Origin of the sequence: Billgrantia desiderata (assembly GCF_900108215.1) — a bacterium.
GTDB lineage: Bacteria > Pseudomonadota > Gammaproteobacteria > Pseudomonadales > Halomonadaceae > Halomonas > Halomonas desiderata.
The window spans coordinates 14,634-31,421 of the sequence record NZ_FNVC01000029.1; the positions used below are offsets into that span (position 1 = coordinate 14,634).

Below are 16,788 nucleotides of genomic sequence, written 5' to 3' on the forward strand. Positions count from 1 at the left end.
TTTTCTACATTCCCCAAAGTAGCAGAGCGGACGAGCAGCCATCTTGACCTGTAGCAAAACAGACGTGACAAACCTTTATATGCGGTGAAGATTCAATGCTTCCTTGGCGAGAGCTTCCTTGGCGAGGACTTCCTTGTCGGCCGTGCGCTTTTCCCCACCCTCCTGGTGCACCTTGACCACGTCGACGATTCGCGAGCGGCTCATCACGATTTTCCAGCGCTGCAGAATCGGCTCGGCATGGGCGACCTCTTCTCGCACCACCAGGTTGAGCAGGTGCCGCTTCTCCACCGACTCACGGGTGACCTGGCCGTCCTTGAGCCGATACACGTGGTGGCTGCCCTTGTCCATCAAACGGGTCAGCTGCGAGAGATCGAACGACAGCGTCTCGCGGGTCTGCTCATAGCCGCTCAGGAAACGGGTCGGCGACATGCGTGAGCTGGAGCGATAGTGCAGCACCACCTCCTCGCGCTGCGCCACGTTGCGCTGGCGCACGCGCTGGATCTGCTCGTCGAGCTTGCTGAAGCGCTTGTAGTCGAACCACTCGAGCTGGCGCCCGACCATGGCATTGCTGGTGGCATCGAAGTACTGTCGACGCCACTTGGGGCGCCCCTTGCGCAGCCAGCGCCACAGCGTATTGCGCAGATCGTCCTTGAACACCTCGCGCATGGCATAGAGCACGGCCATGGCCAGCACGAACAGCGCGGTGATGTTGCCCCAGGCATCCCGCGCCTGGAGCAGCCCCAGCGAGACGAAGATCATGACCAGGCCGGTGGCGAGCCCCTTCACCGCCTTCTGCTCCGCACCGCCCAGCTCCTGGCTCTTCTGCTTCAGGGTGACCGGGTATTCGATGAGGCGACGCAGCAGGCGCATCTTGTTGGACATCCGCGTCGGATCGCGCGTTACCCGCGAGGCGTTGTACTCCTCCTGATCGCGGTATTCGCTCTCGGCCTGAACGATCTCCAGCAGGCGCTCGCGGATGGCCCGGTAGTTGCGCCCCCGCGGCAGGTGGGCCAGCAACGCCAGCAGCCGCTGCTCGGTGAACCAGGAGAGGTAGTTGTCGATATTGGCATAGTACTTGAGCAGGTTGTCCTCGCCGGGCCGGTTACGGCGCAGGCGACGCAGAATGCCCTGGGCCAGCTCGCAGAGCTCCTCGAGACGCTCCTCGAGCCCCACCGAGGTGGGGTCGGAGAGCGTCTCGCGACTCTCCTCGTCACGGCCCTTGCTCTCCTCGGCGCTGGGCTCACCCGATTCATCCCGCTCCTCGCCCTCGGCCTTCTTCACCTTGCGTGCAGTGTCGAGCAGGCTCTGGGTCGCCCGCTCCAACGCCACCACGTACTGGTAGGCATAGAGGCTCAGGCTGAGGCGATACTGCTCGGTGCTGAGCTTGCCGCGGCTGGCCAGGCGGCTGAGCACCAGCGGCAGGTGGTGCTTGTCGCTGTAGTAGGTGCGCTTGACGTGGATGCCGCTGTAGTAGAAGGCATCTTCGGAGATGACATGCTCATTGAGCCCGAGTTCGCCGGGAACGAACAGGAACAGATCCAACCGGTGCGAGGTTTCCTCCTGCAGCACGCGGGAAATCTTGAGGTGGAAGCTGTCCTTGCGTTCGACGGTGATCACGCTGCCCCGTCTCCTTGTGCCAGAGGCCCGGATAAGGCGGTATGACTTTCATAGTACGGGGAAAGCCGGCCCGCTTTCCATCTCGAACCAGCGGCATCAGGCACTCAGCCCAGGCGGCAGGCCATTCGTGCGGATGGCACTAGCCCGTCTCGCGCCGGATCAGCTCCACCGGCATGGAGACGTGGCGCGGCGACCTGCCGGCCAGTGCATCGCCCAGCAGCACCACGCTCATGGTGGCGATGGCGGCGATGTCCTGGCGCAAGGTGGTCAGGCGGGCCGCCAGCAGCGGCAGGTCGTCGAAGCCGGTCACGGCCACCTGCTCGGGCACGGCGAGGCCATGGTCATCCAGGGCCGCCAGGCAGCCCAGGGCGATCTCGTCGGTGGCACACACCAGGGCGTCGAAGGGGGGCGCGTCCCAGCTCGCCAGCTTGGGGGCGAAGAATCGATAGGCGGTCAGCGACGCCGAGGTAACGTCATGGGGCAGGCTGAAGAACCGCTCCGTCAGGCCCGCTTCGGCCAGTGCCTGGCAATAGCCTGCCAGACGCGGGGGATAGCAGGGCTGCTCCAGCTCGCCGCCCACGAAAGCGATCCGCCGCCTTCCGCTCTCGATGAGGTAGCGGGTCATCTGGACAAAGCCGTGACGATCGTCTGGCGCCACCGAGAACCCCTCGCCGGGCTCGCCGATGCGCACGTAGGGCACGCCCGACTCGGCCAGTCGTTCGGCCCGCCGATCGCCGGGAAACTCGCCGAGCAGGATGGCGGCGCCGGCCCGTTCGGGCAGCGACGCCGTCTGGTCGTGAGCAAAGAAGATCGGCACCATGCCCTGCTCATGGAGGGCAAGGGTGAGATGCTGGTAGAGCAGGATGTAATAAGGATGCAGCTCGACATCCTGGCGCCCCAGCGAGATGCCCACCACCGCCGCCTTGCCGCTGATCAGCTGACGGGCGGCGGCGCTGGGCCGGTACGCCATTTCCCGGCTGATCGCCAGGATGCGCTCGCGCAACTCCTCGCTCAGTCCCGGCTTACCGTTGAGGGCCCGGCTCACCGAAGCGATGGAAACCCCCGCCTGCCGCGCGATTTCCCGGATGGTCGCCGACCGCGACGAATCTCTGCTCATCTGCCTGCCCCATGCGTGGTGCAGCGACTGCAATGTGCCGTCGCCTGCCCTTGAAGGCCGATGATTGTGTCAAAAATCCGTCAGCGGCGCGAGGCAGGCGCGCCTCGCCAGCCGGGCCGCGCCAGCCAAGCCACCATCGAGGTCTGAGCGGTGGCGTGGCGGGTGGCAACCGACCAGGCTCAGCCGGCCAGGGCCAAGCTGCGATCCTCGGCGTCGGAGACGAAGCAGGCATCCAGCACCCGCTGCAGCGCCGCGCCGCGGGCGAAGTCGGGCTGATCGTTATGCCCCTTGACGATACCGTCGATGAAGCGACGGTAGAGGCTGGGGGTTTCGGGGGCGACTACCTCGCGCCAGCAGGCCGGATGGACATCCTCACCCAAGCACACGTGCAACCGATCCTTGGCCGCGTCCAGGTCGACCCGAAGGGCGCCACGGTCGCCGTGTACGCTCAGGCTCAGGGAGTTGTGATGACCGGTGGCCCAGCGCGTGGCATGGAGACTGCCCAGCGCCCCGCAGGCGAACTCGACGCGCATCAGGGCGGTATCGTTGGCGTCGAGCACATAGTCGCCGATGCGGCTGTCCGGAGCCTTGTCGTAGCACTTGAGCCGGCAATTCACCGCCGTGATGTCGCCCACCGGGAAGCTGGCAAAGTCGAGGATATGAATCCCCACATCGCCCAGCACCCCTTTGCTGCCATGCCTTTGGGAGAGCCGCCACAACCACTGGCTGTCCTGATCCCAGCGCCCCCAGGCGTGGCTGACCAGCCAGCTCTGGCGATAGCTGGCGTCCACGTGGCGGATCCGCCCCAGGGCCCCCGAGGCGATCAATTCCCGGGCTTGGTGAATGGCCGGCGCATTGCGATAGCTCAGGTTGATCATGTTGATCACTCCTGCCTCGCGAGCCGCCGCCGCCATCGCCTCGGCATCGGCGGCGCTGGTGGCCAGGGGCTTCTCGCAGAGGATGTGCTTGCCGGCAGCGATAGCCGCCAACGAAGTCGCCTTGTGAGCGGCGTCCGAAGTGACGTTGCTCACCGCATCTATTTCCTCCCGGGCCAGCATTGCCTCGAGATCGGTATAGGCAGCGGGAATGGCGTGACGTGCGGCGAAGGCCTGCGCCCGGCCGCCATCCAAGTCGCAAACGGCCACTAGCTCGACCCCGTCGAGGGCCTGAAACTGCTTGGCATGCTCGCCGGCCATGCTACCGGCTCCGATGATCGCCAGACGAATCATTTGAATCCCTCCTCACCGGGCTTGTGCAGCCCCTCGCCTTTCACCACCACCGGGTCGGGAGCCCGCTCGGGCGGCACGTTGGGGCAAGCGTCGATCCATCGCGAGCCCTCTGGGCGCGCCCACTTCACTGCGTTCTTGAGCACCCGGCGCACCTTGACGTCGTGGTAGATCGGGTAGGTCTCGTGCCCAGGACGGAAGTAGAAGATCTTGCCGTTGCCACGCCGGTAAGTGAGCCCCGAGCGGAACACCTCACCCCCTTCGAAGGCGCTGATGAAGATCACCTCGTCCGGGTTGGGTACGGCAAAGGGCTCGCCGTACATTTCGGTATGGGGCAGCTCGATGTAATCGCCTACGCCCTGCACGATGGGATGTCCCGGATTGACGACCCAAAGCCGCTCGCGCTCGCCTGCCTCGCGCCACTTCAGCGAGCAGGTGGTGCCCATCAGGCGCTTGAATATCTTCGAGTAGTGGGCCGAATGCAGCACCAGCAGCCCCATGCCCTGAAGCACTCGGGCCTGAATCCGGTCGACGATGGTGTCGCTCACCTCACCGTGGGCCGCATGCCCCCACCACAGCAGCACGTCGGTATTCTCCAGTACCTCCTCGGTGAGGCCGTGCTCCGGATCCTGCAGGGTGACCGAGCGCGCCTCGATCTCGAGATCCTCGTTGAGTCCGTCGGCGATGCAGGTGTGCATGCCGCTGGGGTAGATCCGAGCCACCACTGCATTGGTACGCTCGTGGACGTTCTCGCCCCAGACCGTGGCCTTGATGGTCATCTTGCGCCTCCTGGTGAGCCTGACGGGCAGGCATTGTCGATATCGAGAATCACAGCGTAACGGCAGCAATGTAAACGTTTACCTCTGAAAGGTAAACGTTTACTCACAAGACCATGGTCTAATCCGAACAGGTGCCAGGGAACTTTCCTAGAGACGGCTTCGGGCGCCGCCGCGGGGCAGCGGGCTACAGGTGGCAGGCCGCCATGAGATTGACTTCAAAGCATCGACGGCCTGCGCTAGCAGGCCGCCTTGAGCGGAAGAAAGCACGGCCTGCTCACGACGAGTCCGGCGAGGCACGCTGTGGATTGGTCTCGCCCTCGGGATCGGCGATGCCGGCCTCGCCCGGCGCCCGCCCCTTGGCATCGCGCAAGGTGGCCGGGTCGCCATCGTTCTGCCCTGGCTCGTCCGTCATGGGGTCGCCCGGCCGGCCCTCCATGCTGACGCTGAGGCGCGGCATGCCCAGGTCGATGCCTTGGGCCTCCATGCGCTGCTTGAGCAGCAGGTTGAAGGCGCGCGCCACGTCCCACTGCATCACCGGTGCGGTGCGGAAACGCATGCGCAGCACGGCGGCCCCCTCGTCGAAGCGGTCGATGCCCTGCATCTCCAGCGGCGACCAGATGTGATGTCGCATCATCGGGTCCTGGCGCAGCTCCTGGGCGGTCTCCTGCATCAGAGTGATGGCATCGTCGATCTTCATGGTGTGAGGGATGCGGATGCGCATCAGCGCGATGCCGAAATGGCGCGACATGTTGTGGATCGACTGGATGGCGCTGAAGGTGATGATGTGCAGGATGCCGTCCAGGTCGCGCAGCCGCACGGTGCGCAGGGTCAGCCCCTCGACGGTGCCCATGTGGCCGTTGATCTGCACGAAGTCGTCCACCGCCAGCGAGTCCTCGATGATGATGAAGATGCCGGTGATCAGATCCTGCACCAGGGTCTGGGCACCGAAGCCCACCGCCAGACCGATCACGCCGGCACCGGCCAGCAGCGGCGTGACGTTCACGCCGAGATTCGCCAGCCCCACGATGGCGGCGATGATCACGATGGTGGCGAACATCACGTTGCGGATCATCGGCGTGATGGTCTGGGCTCGCGCCTGATTGACGCGCCTCCCCCGCGAGCGGGCGGAAGACATCAGGGCGCGCTGAATGGCGGTGTCGGCGAAGATCCAAGCCAGCCAGGCCAACAGCACAGTGAAGCCCAGGGCCAGCAGCGCCTGGCCGATACGCACCCCGGCCACGCCCTCGCGGCCCAGGCCGAACAGCGAACCGCCCCACACCTGCAGCGACAGCTCGGCAAAGACGATCCACGCCACCACATGGGAGAGCGCATAGCCGAAGCGCTCGAGGCGCCGGCGATACTCGCTGAGCCGGCGACGCTTGCCGCGGCGCTCGCCGTGACGCTGGATCAACCCGGTGATCACCAACGTCAGCACCAGCAGTGCCGCGGAGACGATCGAACGCGCCAGGGCGCCCCCCACGTCACCCACGGTGACGAAGATGGCCAGCAGCGATCCCACCACCACCAGCAGCGCCGGCACGTGCCACAGCTCGCCGACGATGCGCGCCAGCTCGATGCCGGTGCCCCCCTCGCGGCGTACGCGCCAGGAGCGGTTGCGGATCAGGTGCCGAATCGGGCGCTTGAACTTGAAAATGAAGCGAATGCTGAGCAGGGCGGCCAGCATGTTGGTCAGCACCGAGCCCAGCGCTGCCAGCTCCTCACCCACGATGAGCGAGAGCCGGGCAGCATTGAGCGCATCGCCAAGCGCGATCAGGGCACCGATCACGAACAGCATCCTCAGTGCCTTGCGCTGCAGGATCAGCACCGCAGGGAAGCGATGGCCGCGAGTGAAGACCGAGACCACACACTCCACCACTACCGACAGCGTGCGGCCGCACAGCGCCAGATAGGCCACGATCAGCGCCAGGGTCCGCCCCGGGCTGGGCGGCAGCACCTGCACCAGCCCCATCACCAGCAGGAACGCGAGAGCCCACGGCAGCATGCGCCGTAGGAAGTGCAACGCCAGCAGCCAACCGCGCGGCTCGCGCGGCAGATCGAGGGGTAGCTCGCGTCGCTTGAACAGCAACCGGCCCAGGGCGATCAGGATCACCAGCAGGCCCGCCCAGATGCCGAGCATCACGGCGCTGTCGATGGCGAAACGCACCAGCGTGTTGGTGCCGGTATCCACCATCAGGTCGCTGAGTTCCGCCCAGCCCTGCTCCAGTTGGCGCTGCCAGTCGTCGATGGGCGACTCGCCCGCCTCGGCCTGCTCACCGAACTCGCTGATCGTTTCGGCCAAGGCGCCGAGCAACCCCTGGCGCTGGATGGCACCGTCGTCGGCGACGTGCTCACCGTGGGCCTGCTGGATGTCGCGCAGCTCACCGAGCAGCGCGCCGCGACGCTCCTCGTCCTCCAGCGTCGCGATCACTTCATTGAGCGACTGCTGGAACGACTCGGCATCGTGGGTCTCCCCCGGGGCCTGCTCTTCCTGTCCCAGCCCGCCGAAGGTCAATGTCTGAGCATGCAGCGTTCCCGCTGCAAGCAGCAGACTCAACAACAGCCCGAAACGGATCATGACCGGCACGGCACCGGCAAGCCCCGCTCGGATAACTCCAACTGGCATCGCTTACACTCCCTTGTCCGTTCTGCCAAGCCTTGGGACAACAGTAGAACAAGGTTCGGTCCCTGACGGCTTCTCACCGCTCTGTGCTAGGCTGGCGTTCAGACTCTCGAGTCGCACAGGATGCCTTCATGCTGCCGCAATCACCACCCGAGCCGCTGAACGTTCAGGGCAAACCCCGCCGGATCGGTGTCGAAATCGAGTTTGCCGGGCTCCCCCCTCAGCAGACAGGCGAACTGGTGCGAGACCTGTTCGGTGGCGAGCTACAGCAGGTCAGCCCTCATCGTCTCAAGGTCGTGAATACCCATTGGGGCGAGTTCATCATCGAGCTCGATACCCAGTATGCCCACCCCGATAACCGGATGCTGAAGCAGACGCCACACAGCGATACCGAGTGGGAGCGACAGCGGCATCAGATGCGCATGGAATTTCATCACAAGACTCGCGAGCTGATCGGCGACGTGGTGATGGGGCTGGTGCCAACCGAGATCGTCTGTCCGCCGGTACCGTGGAACGAGCTGGACAAGCTCGACAACCTGTTCGCGGCGCTGCATGCCCATGGCGCCAAGGGCACCGATGCCAGCCTGCTGTACGGTTTCGGCCTGCACCTCAACCCCGAGGTGGCAAGCCTGGAGACCAACTACCTGCTGCGCCAGCTGCAGGCCTATCTGCTGATGGCCGCCTGGCTGCGCAAGGAGATCGACATCGACATCACCCGCGAGGTGCTGCCGCATGCCAACCCCTTTCCCAAGCACTATGCCATCCAGGTGCTGTCACCGGACTACGCGCCCGACCTGGATACGCTGATCGCGGACTACATCAGCTTCAACCCGACGCGCAACCGCGAGCTCGACCTCTACCCGCTGTTCGCCTTCCTGCGTCCCGATTACCCCGACCCGCTGATTCACACCAGCCTGATCAAGCCCAGGCCGACCTTTCACTATCGTTTGCCCAACGCTCAGCTCTCGCAGCGCGGCTGGGGAGCCGTGATGGAATGGAACCGCTGGGTCGCCGTCGAACGGCTCGCTGCCGACAGCAAGGAACTGCGCGAACGCGCCGGTCGTTTCGTCAGCCTCAACACGCAATCATTGATGACGCGCATGGCAGGCAAGCTGCGCAGCTGGATCAAGGAGGTCCGCTCCCCCTCATGACACGCCCTCTCATCGGCATCACCACGTCGGACTACAAGAGCCGTATCGCCTGGTGGTTCGATTGGTTCGCCGTGTGGCGACACGGCGGAAGGCCACTGCGCCTCTCTCCCTCACGGCCGCTGCCACAGGCCCTGGATGGGCTGATCATCGGCGGCGGCGACGACATCCAGGCTCATCTCTACGGCGGCGAGGTGCAGCTCGACGTGCGCCTCGACCCGCAGCGCGACGAGCTGGAGCTGGAACTGATGGAGCGCTTCATCCCGCTGGGCAAACCGGTGCTGGGCATCTGTCGTGGCGCCCAGATGCTCAACGTCCACCTGGGCGGCACCCTGGACCCCGACATCTACACCACCCATGAGGGGCTCAAGCGCCGCCGCACCGTGCTGCCGCGCAAGACCGTGGACATCGTGGCCGACACGCAGCTGCGTCGTATCCTCAAGGTGAGCTGGTGCCGCATCAACAGCCTGCATCACCAGGCCGTGCAGGAAGCAGGGCGCGGCATCGAGATCGTGGCCCGCGACCGTGACGGACTGGTGCAGGGCATCGAATCCCGCGACCACGAATTCCTGATCGGCGTGCAGTGGCATCCGGAGTGGCTGATCTTCAATCGCCCCCAGCAGCGGCTGATTCGCGCCCTGGTCGATGCCGCACGGCGCACCATGCCCTGAACACGACAGCGGCCACCCTCAGGGTGGCCGCAGGCAGCACGAAGCACGACTCAACTTTCCAATGAGGCGTCCAGCGTGATCTCGGCCTTGAACAGTTTGGACACGGGGCACCCCTCCTTGGCCTTGTTGGCCGCGTCCTGAAAGGCCTGCTCGTCGGCGCCCGGGCTGCGTACCCGGGTGGTGAGGTGGATCTTGCTGATGCTGAAGCCGCCGGCGTCCTGCTCGAGGGTGACGGCAGCCTCGGTGGCAATGCGCTCGGGTGTCAGCCCCGCTTCACCCATGATCATGGAGAGCGCCATGGAATAACAGCTGGCATGTGCCGCACCGATCAGCTCCTCTGGGTTGGAGCCGGCTTCACCTTCGAAGCGCTTGGCGAAACTGTAGGGCACGTCATTCAGCACACCGCTCTCGGTGGAGACCTGACCCTTGCCCTCTTTCAGGCTACCCTGCCACACAGCGCTACCGGTTTTCTTGATGCTCATGTCGGTCGACTCCTTGCGATGGGAGAACTGGCAATACCTTCGACGGCAGCGCCAGGGGACGCTGCCACTTCCTCACCATAGCGCATCGACTTGTCTTCGCCATCTCTTTGGCGAATAATTTTGAAAATATTTTCCAAAATATACTTACGAGTCCACCATGACCGACCACCCTACCCCGCACGTGACCCTAACCGCCACCGCTCATGCCCCCGCTCTCGAGCTGCCCGCCATCGGCCAGGGGACCTGGTACATGGGCGAGGGCCTGGCACCGCGAAGCGACGAGGTGCGCGCCCTGCAGCAGGGCCTGGAACTGGGGCTGACGCTGATCGACACCGCCGAGATGTACGCCGACGGCGGCGCCGAGGAGGTGGTCGGCGAAGCCTTGGCCGGCCGTCGCGACCAGGCCTTCCTGGTCTCCAAGGTCTACCCCTGGAACGCCGGACGCGACAGCGCCATTGACGCCTGCGAGCGCAGCCTGAGGCGCCTGGGCACCGATCATCTCGATCTCTACCTGCTCCACTGGCCTGGCAGCATCCCGCTGGAAGAGACGCTGGAAGCCTTCGAGCGCCTGCGTGAGCAGGGCAAGATCCGTCGCTTCGGTGTCTCCAACTTCGACGTGGAGGAGCTCGAATCGCTGGTGGCACTGCCCGGTGGCCGTGAGTGTGCGGTGAACCAGGTGCTCTATCATCTGGGGTCGCGCGGCATCGAACATGCACTGCGCCCGCGGATGCAGCGCCTCGGCATGCCGCTGATGGCCTACTGCCCGCTGGCCCAGGCCGGCCAGCTGCGCCGTGACCTGTTCGAGCACAGCGCGGTACGCGAGGTGGCCGACGGGCTCGGCATCACCCCCGCCCAGCTGCTGCTGGCCTGGGCCATTCGACCGCTGAACGGCCGGCGCGACGTCATCGCCATCCCCAAGGCGGTGCAGCCGCAGCACGTCGCAGAGAACGCCGCCGCCCTCGAGGTCGAGCTCAGCGACGAGGCCCTCGCGCGGCTCGACGCAGCGTTTCCGGCACCTGGGCGCAAGGTGCCGCTCGACATCGTCTAGTCTCGGTCGGGGACCTGACCACGCAGCGCCGCCAACTCGGCGCTCAGGCGTTCGCTGCCGAGCTGGCCCATGCGTTCGATGTTGCGCTCGGGAATCGCCTCGGGGTCCGGATAGTGGGCCAGGGCATGTTCGAGCCCCGCCTCGCGCAGCAGGTGCAGCATGGGCCAGGGTGAACGGTTGGTGAAGTTGGCCGGGTCGTCCTGTTCGGCGCCGTCGAAGCAGTAGTCGGGATGGAAGCTGGCCAGCTGGTAGGTCCCCTCGTAGCCCTGCTCGACCAGCAGCGCCTCGGCCACGGCGAGGAAGTCGAGATAGTCGTCGAAGTCCTCGAGCCCCGGGCGCAGCACCAGCAGGGTGGTCTCGATGGCCGGTGTAGCGTCGAGCCGACGGCACTCTTCGATGAGCGCCTCAAGGGCAGGCTCCCATTCGCTGGCCGCCACCTCGACGAAGCGGATGGTCTCCCCCACCAGCTCGCGGCGGGCGAAGGGGCAGACATTGTGGGCCACGACGAAGCCCTCGACCCAGTCACGAGTGGCAGCGCAGGCGGGGGTCAGGGTTTCGGGCATGATGGGCCTCGTCGGCAAAAAAATGGCCTGGCAGTATACCCGAGCCTGCGCGCAGGGGGGCTCAATCCCCCGGTTGCGGCATGGGTCCGCGCCGCGAAGCGAGCCTATCGGCCAACCGCGTGGGCTCCGGCAGCTTGGTGCGGCCCAGGCACTGCACCACCCAGTCGAGCGACGTCGCCAGGCTGATGCGATGCCCCAGCGAGACGAACACCGGCTTGACGCCTACCCGGGTGCGCAGCACCGCACCGATCGTCTCGCCGCGATGGCGCAGCGGCGTCCACTCACCGCGCCCCGTGGGCACTTCGTCGTGCACCCCGCACAGCCGCGACTTGGCCACGCCGATGGTCGGCAGGTCGAGCCACAGCCCCAGGTGCGAGGCCACGCCGAGACGACGCGGATGGGCGATGCCCTGGCCGTCCACCATCACCAGCTCGGGCCGTGTGGCGAGCCTGTCGAAGGCCGCCAGCGCCGCGGGAATCTCGCGAAAGGAGAGCAGCCCCGGAATGTAGGGCATGCGGGTCGGCTCGCGATGCACCACCTGCTCCACCACCTCGAAGCCGACCATGGGGTCGCCGGGCCAGGCCAGCACCACCACCGCCGCCCGGGTGATCTCGCCGTTCTGCTCGAAGCCGATGTCGACCCCGGCGATATGACGCACCGGTGCCAGGCGGTCCTCGCGCTCGATGCGTGGCGCCAGCTCGCGCTGCAGCGCGATGGCCTTCTCCGGCGTGGGGGTCCATTCATGCAGTGGCGTCATCCTTGCCTTCCTCACAGCGTAAGCTGGTCCGCAGTGTAGGCGGTCAGGGTGCACTTCCCAAGGTCGGTCGGCAACGACGAGGGCGGGGTACGTTCGTGTATCATCGGCGCAGAACCGACGACGAGGGATACCGTGCTCAAGCTGATCCACACCGCCGACTGGCATCTGGGCCAGACCTTTCACGGCCAGGAGCGCCACGCCGAACACCGTCTCTTTCTCGACTGGCTGCTCGACACCCTCGTCGAACGCGAGGCCGACGCCCTGCTCGTCGCCGGCGACGTCTTCGACGTGGTCAATCCCTCGCTTGCCGCCCAGGCGCTGCTCTACGACTTCATCGTCAGTGCCCACGAGCGCCTGCCGGCACTCGACATCGTGTTGATCGCCGGCAACCACGACAGCGGCAATCGCATCGAGCTGCCGGCGCCGCTGATGCGCCGCCTGCGCACCTACGCCCTGGGCCGGGTGAGCTGGCTCGACGACGGCAGCCTCGACGCCGAGCGCCTGCTGCTGCCGCTCACCGACACCAGCGGCGAGACCCGCGCCTGGTGCCTGGCGCTGCCCTTTCTGCGCCCCGCCGAGGTCACCGGCCGCGGCCTGGCCCGCGACGACGATGCAGGCCAGACGGAGCACGGCACACCGGGCAAAGACAGCGCTCGCAACGACAGCGCGCGCAACGACTATGTGACCGGCATCTCCCGCGTTCACGAGCAGCTGATCGACGCCGCCCGCCGGCGACGTCAGCCCGGCCAGGCGCTGGTGGCCATGAGCCACGCCCACCTGCACGGCGCCGCCGTTTCCGAGGCCAGCGAGCGGCCCATCGTGATCGGCGGCGAGGAGTCGATCTCCGCCGGGCTCTTTCCCGCCGACATCGCCTACGTGGCACTGGGCCATCTGCACCGCGCCCAGCAGGTAGGCGAGGCACGCATCCGCTACAGCGGCAGCCCGCTGCCGCTGGACTTCAGCGAGGTGAATTACCCGCATCAGGTGGTGGAAGCGGTGCTGGAAGGTGAAACCCTGGCCACCACGGAAGCGATCCCCGTGCCACGCCCCCTGGCCATGCAGCGTGTCGGCCCCGGCGAACTCGACGCGGTGCTGGCGGAGCTCGAGGGGCTGCCCCACGACCCAGCCGTGCCACGGGAACAATGGCCCTGGCTGGAAGTGCGCGTCACCCTCACCGCCCCCGTACCCGACCTGCGCGCCCGGGTGGAAACGGCCCTCGAAGGCAAGGCCGTGCGCCTGCTGCGCCTGGAGCGGCGTCTGCCCCAGCAGGCTGCCGATGGCAGGCCGGAGCGAATCGATCTGCAGCAGCTGGGGCCGAGAAAGCTGTTTCAGCGCACCTGGGAAAAGCAGTGGGGAGAGCCCCCCGGCGACGACGTACTGGCCGACTTCGACCAGCTGCTGCAGGACGTGCTCGATAGCCCCACCGAGCCGCGCACCGGGGAGCGTCGCCCATGAAGATACTCGCCCTGCGCCTGGCCAACCTCGCCTCCCTGCCCGGCCCGCTGGAGCTCGATTTCACGGCTCCTCCGCTCAGCGATGCCGGCCTGTTCGCCATCACCGGCCCCACCGGCGCCGGCAAGAGCACCCTGCTCGACGCCCTGTGTCTGGCACTCTACGGCAGCACGCCGCGGCTGCGCCATGCGCCCAGCCAGAACGCGCCGCTGCCCGACGTGGAAGGCGAGACGGTGAGCACCGCCGACCCGCGCACCCTGCTGCGCCGTGGCACCGCCGGCGGCTACGCCGAAGTCGACTTTCTCGGTCGCGACGGGCGTCGTTACCGCGCCCGCTGGGCCGTGCGCCGCGCCCGCGAGAAGGCCAGCGGGCGCCTGCAGGCGGTCGAACAATCGCTCACCGATCTCGACGACGAACGCCTGCTCACCGCCCAGAAGCGCGAGTTCGCCGAGCTGTTGCCGGAGCGCCTGGGACTGACCTTCGATCAGTTCACCCGCGCCGTGCTGCTGGCCCAGAGCGAATTCGCCGCCTTCCTCAAGGCCGACGACAACGAGCGCAGCGACCTGCTGGAACGGCTCACCGGCACCGCCGAGTATTCGCGCATCTCCGAAGCCGCCTACCGGCGGGCCATCACGGCGAAGCGGCACGTCGACGCCCTGCAGACGAAGCTCGCCGACGACCTGCCCGCCGAGCCCGAGGCCCGCAGCGCGCTGGAACGCCAGGCCGAGAGCGCCGAGCAGGCCCTGACCGGCCTGCAGCAGCAGGCCAGGGAGCTCGATGCCCAGCGCCAGTGGCATAGCGCCGACGAACGGCTGCGCCAGGCCTACGCCGAAGGGATTCACCAGCAGCGCGATGCCGAGGATCGCTGGCAGGCGCTGGCCGCTGCCCGGGCCGACCGCGACTGTCGCCGCCTGCTTGCGCCCCAGCGCCACCACCTGCTGCGCCAGGCCGCGCTGCCGGGCGAAGTCGCCGCGCTGGAGCAGGCACATCGCCGGACCCAAGAGGCCCTCGAGCAGGCCCGCGTCCTGCAAACCCAGGCCGAGCAGGCCCGGGATCAGGCCGCCCGTCAATTGGAATCCGCCAGCCAGGCCCGCCAGCAGGCCGAACAGAGCCTGCGCGAGGCGCGCGAGCACGCCCAGGCGCTGGCCAGCCTGGAGCGTCAGCTGGCCGAACTCGAATCCCGCCATCACGACTGCCGCCAGCAGGCAGAGGCACTGGACCAGCAGCACCAGGCCACCGCGACCAGGCTGCGCGAGCTGCAACGCCGGCGCGACGAGTGGCAGGCCACCCTGCGCCAGCTGATGGGCAGTCACGAACGACTCGATGCCGCCCGCCAGGCGGCGCAGCAGACCCATGACCGTGCCGCCCGCCGCGGCCTGGCGCTGGAGGAACTGGCCAGCCGCTGGCAGGAGCTTCTGCACACCGAACTGGCCCAGCGTCAGCTGAGCGAACGCCTGGCCGGGGATGAGAAGCGACAGGCCGAACTGACCGTTCAGGGCAAGACTGCCCGTGAGCGGCTCGACAGCAGCGAACAGCGCTACGCCACCCTGCGCGATTTCATCGAGCGCAGCCGTGCCGCCCGCAGCGAGAGCGTGGCACGGCTGCGCGACACGCTGCGGGAAGGCGAGCCCTGCCCGGTTTGCGGCGGCCACGACCACCCCTTCCGTCACCGACCGCCGGCCACCCCGGAGGCAGCCCAACTGGCCGCCCAACAGGAGCAGGAAGAGGCACAGCTGGCCGAGGCCAGACAGACCTTCGAGCAGGCCCAGCTGACACGCAGCGAACTCGAGGGCGAGTACCGCGCCGCGCTGGCGTCGATCACACGCGGACGGCAGGAGCTGCAGCAGGCCGAGGAGAGACTGGCTCAGGCCCGGCACGCCCTGAGCGGCCATCCCCTGCACACGGAACTGGCCGACATTGCGCCTGTGGAGCGTGAAGCCTGGCTCGCTCACCAGCGCCAGCACAGCGCCGCCGAGCGTGAACGGGCCGAGCGTACGCTCCAGGAGCTGGCCCGCGCCGAGGCGGCGCTGAGCCCGCTGGAAGAGGCCCTGCGCCAGGTCGAGCTCGAACGCGCCCAGCATGAGGCCCGGCGCGCCTCGCTGGCGGAAACCCAGACCCAGCTCGACGCCCAACTGCCACCTCTGCGCCAGGAGCGGCAGTCACTTGCCGAGCGGCTCCAGGCCCTGCTTGGCGAGCACGGCTCGGCCGACGCCTGGCAACAACGGCTGGAAGCCGGCCAGGAGGCCGCCCGTCGTGAGCGCGACCAGGCCATCGAGCGCTGCCACGGCGCCGAACGCGAGCAGGCCCGGCTCACCCAGCAGGCCGCTCACGAAGCCGAGCGCATCGAAGGGCTGCGTCAGGAGCAGGTCGAGCTGAAAGCTCGACTGGCCGAGTGGCGCCACGCCCATCCGCAGTTGGACGACACCACCCTGGCGCGGTTGTTGGCACAGCCTGAGGAAGAGGCCGCCCGCCAGGAACGAGAGCTTGCCGATGCCGACGAGGCACGCCAGCGCAGCGAGGCCAGCCTCGCCGAGCGGCGTCATGCCCTGCTCGAGCACCGTCGCGAGCGGGTGCTGGCCGACAGCGAGACCGAACTGCTGAGCGAAGCGGTCGATGCCCGGATCGCCAGCCTCCGGGAGGCGCTGGATGCCCAGCAGGCGGCACTACAGCCCAAACTGGCGGAAGCCCAGCAGGTTCGCGACGATGCCGTTCACGCCCTGCGCGACGACGACCGCCGGCGCCTGCGCCAGCAGCAGGGCCAGGCCGAGCTGGAAGCCGCCCGTGCCGAACAGGTGCGCTGGGGGCGCATCAACGAACTGATCGGCTCCGCCGACGGAAAGGCGTTTCGCCGCATCGCCCAGGCCTACAACCTGGAGCAGCTGCTGGAGCACGCCAACGCCCACCTGGCCAACCTCAGCCGCCGCTATCGGCTGGCCCGCGGCGGCAGCGAGCTGGGCCTGCTGGTGGTGGACCACGACATGGGCGACGAGCGCCGCTCGGTGCATTCGCTCTCCGGCGGCGAGACCTTCCTCGTCTCGCTGGCCCTGGCCCTGGGGCTCGCCTCCATGGCCTCCGGCGAGCTCGTCATCGAGTCGCTGTTCATCGACGAGGGCTTCGGCAGCCTCGACCCGCAGTCGCTGGCGCTGGCCATGGAAGCGCTCGACGGCCTGCAGGCCCTCGGCCGCCGCGTCGGGGTGATCTCCCACGTGCAGGAAATGCACGAAAGAATCCCGGTACAGATCCAGGTCGAACCGCTGGGCAATGGCACCAGCCGGGCTAGGTTGGTCAGCCTTTGAGGTCTCTTCGTC

General features: G+C 67.3%; 13 protein-coding genes. 5 read left to right on the forward strand and 8 right to left on the reverse strand.

Annotated elements, in window-relative coordinates:
- Positions 1–75: 75 nt before the first annotated feature.
- The 5 genes from C4S71_RS19665 to C4S71_RS19685 all read right to left on the reverse strand — a co-directional run bounded on the left by C4S71_RS19665 (position 76) and on the right by C4S71_RS19685 (position 7,362).
- Positions 76–1,617 (reverse strand): hypothetical protein, encoded by a 1,542-nt coding sequence (locus C4S71_RS19665; RefSeq protein ID WP_103970275.1) that lies wholly within the window; start codon positions 1,615–1,617, stop codon positions 76–78.
- Between the two features lie 139 nt (positions 1,618–1,756).
- The gene (locus tag C4S71_RS19670; protein ID WP_103970276.1) at positions 1,757–2,734 is read right to left on the reverse strand and encodes a LacI family DNA-binding transcriptional regulator; all 978 of its coding nucleotides are present in this window, start codon (positions 2,732–2,734) and stop codon (positions 1,757–1,759) included.
- Positions 2,735–2,913: 179 nt separating this feature from the next.
- Complete coding sequence (locus tag C4S71_RS19675; protein WP_086511042.1) at positions 2,914–3,963, reverse strand: Gfo/Idh/MocA family protein; 1,050 nt, start codon at positions 3,961–3,963, stop codon at positions 2,914–2,916.
- On the reverse strand, positions 3,960–4,739 hold the full coding sequence (locus C4S71_RS19680) for a ThuA domain-containing protein (RefSeq protein ID WP_086511041.1): 780 nt from the start codon (positions 4,737–4,739) through the stop codon (positions 3,960–3,962). The genes C4S71_RS19675 and C4S71_RS19680 overlap by 4 nt, the downstream gene beginning before the upstream one ends.
- Before the next feature lie 274 nt (positions 4,740–5,013).
- A complete protein-coding gene (locus C4S71_RS19685) occupies positions 5,014–7,362 on the reverse strand; it encodes a mechanosensitive ion channel domain-containing protein (RefSeq protein ID WP_086511040.1) in 2,349 nt (782 codons plus the stop codon).
- 128 nt (positions 7,363–7,490) lie between these two features.
- On the opposite strand from C4S71_RS19685, the gene C4S71_RS19690 reads away from it, so the two are divergent.
- On the forward strand, positions 7,491–8,510 hold the full coding sequence (locus tag C4S71_RS19690; protein WP_103970277.1) for an amidoligase family protein: 1,020 nt from the start codon (positions 7,491–7,493) through the stop codon (positions 8,508–8,510).
- On the forward strand, positions 8,507–9,178 hold the full coding sequence (locus C4S71_RS19695) for a gamma-glutamyl-gamma-aminobutyrate hydrolase family protein (protein ID WP_103970278.1): 672 nt from the start codon (positions 8,507–8,509) through the stop codon (positions 9,176–9,178). The genes C4S71_RS19690 and C4S71_RS19695 overlap by 4 nt, the downstream gene beginning before the upstream one ends.
- Positions 9,179–9,228: 50 nt before the next feature.
- Here the strand turns inward: C4S71_RS19695 and C4S71_RS19700 are convergent, their stop codons facing one another.
- Positions 9,229–9,660 carry an OsmC family protein gene (locus C4S71_RS19700; protein ID WP_035591632.1) on the reverse strand — a complete coding sequence of 144 codons (432 nt, stop codon included), beginning with the start codon at positions 9,658–9,660 and terminating at the stop codon, positions 9,229–9,231.
- Between the two features lie 157 nt (positions 9,661–9,817).
- Here C4S71_RS19700 and C4S71_RS19705 point away from each other — a divergent pair, with 157 nt between their 5' ends.
- A complete protein-coding gene (locus tag C4S71_RS19705; protein ID WP_103970279.1) occupies positions 9,818–10,708 on the forward strand; it encodes an aldo/keto reductase in 891 nt (296 codons plus the stop codon).
- On the opposite strand, the gene C4S71_RS19710 is transcribed toward C4S71_RS19705, so the two are convergent.
- Both C4S71_RS19710 and nfi read right to left on the reverse strand, forming a co-directional pair.
- Positions 10,705–11,271 (reverse strand): DUF1415 domain-containing protein, encoded by a 567-nt coding sequence (locus C4S71_RS19710; protein ID WP_103970280.1) that lies wholly within the window; start codon positions 11,269–11,271, stop codon positions 10,705–10,707. The genes C4S71_RS19705 and C4S71_RS19710 overlap by 4 nt on opposite strands.
- Positions 11,272–11,332: 61 nt before the next feature.
- Complete coding sequence (nfi, locus tag C4S71_RS19715) at positions 11,333–12,028, reverse strand: deoxyribonuclease V (RefSeq protein ID WP_103970281.1); 696 nt, start codon at positions 12,026–12,028, stop codon at positions 11,333–11,335.
- A 132-nt stretch (positions 12,029–12,160) separates the two neighbouring features.
- Between nfi and C4S71_RS19720 the strand changes: the two genes are divergently transcribed.
- On the forward strand, positions 12,161–13,483 hold the full coding sequence (locus C4S71_RS19720; protein ID WP_103970282.1) for an exonuclease SbcCD subunit D: 1,323 nt from the start codon (positions 12,161–12,163) through the stop codon (positions 13,481–13,483).
- Positions 13,480–16,776, forward strand: a complete 3,297-nt coding sequence (locus C4S71_RS19725) for an AAA family ATPase (RefSeq protein ID WP_103970283.1) — start codon at positions 13,480–13,482, stop codon at positions 16,774–16,776. Before C4S71_RS19720 ends, C4S71_RS19725 begins: the two co-directional genes overlap by 4 nt.
- Positions 16,777–16,788 lie beyond the last annotated feature (12 nt).

What these genes read in the sequence shown, in the direction of transcription:
- C4S71_RS19695 (WP_103970278.1), top strand. Translation starts at nt 8,507, where the DNA reads ATGACACGCCCTCTCATCGGCATCACCACGTCGGACTACAAGAGCCGT.
- C4S71_RS19680 (WP_086511041.1), bottom strand. Translation starts at nt 4,739, where the DNA reads ATGACCATCAAGGCCACGGTCTGGGGCGAGAACGTCCACGAGCGTACC.
- C4S71_RS19725 (WP_103970283.1), top strand. Translation starts at nt 13,480, where the DNA reads ATGAAGATACTCGCCCTGCGCCTGGCCAACCTCGCCTCCCTGCCCGGC.
- C4S71_RS19670 (WP_103970276.1), bottom strand. Translation starts at nt 2,734, where the DNA reads ATGAGCAGAGATTCGTCGCGGTCGGCGACCATCCGGGAAATCGCGCGG.
- C4S71_RS19685 (WP_086511040.1), bottom strand. Translation starts at nt 7,362, where the DNA reads ATGCCAGTTGGAGTTATCCGAGCGGGGCTTGCCGGTGCCGTGCCGGTC.
- C4S71_RS19700 (WP_035591632.1), bottom strand. Translation starts at nt 9,660, where the DNA reads ATGAGCATCAAGAAAACCGGTAGCGCTGTGTGGCAGGGTAGCCTGAAA.
- C4S71_RS19705 (WP_103970279.1), top strand. Translation starts at nt 9,818, where the DNA reads ATGACCGACCACCCTACCCCGCACGTGACCCTAACCGCCACCGCTCAT.
- C4S71_RS19710 (WP_103970280.1), bottom strand. Translation starts at nt 11,271, where the DNA reads ATGCCCGAAACCCTGACCCCCGCCTGCGCTGCCACTCGTGACTGGGTC.
- C4S71_RS19675 (WP_086511042.1), bottom strand. Translation starts at nt 3,963, where the DNA reads ATGATTCGTCTGGCGATCATCGGAGCCGGTAGCATGGCCGGCGAGCAT.
- nfi (WP_103970281.1), bottom strand. Translation starts at nt 12,028, where the DNA reads ATGACGCCACTGCATGAATGGACCCCCACGCCGGAGAAGGCCATCGCG.
- C4S71_RS19690 (WP_103970277.1), top strand. Translation starts at nt 7,491, where the DNA reads ATGCTGCCGCAATCACCACCCGAGCCGCTGAACGTTCAGGGCAAACCC.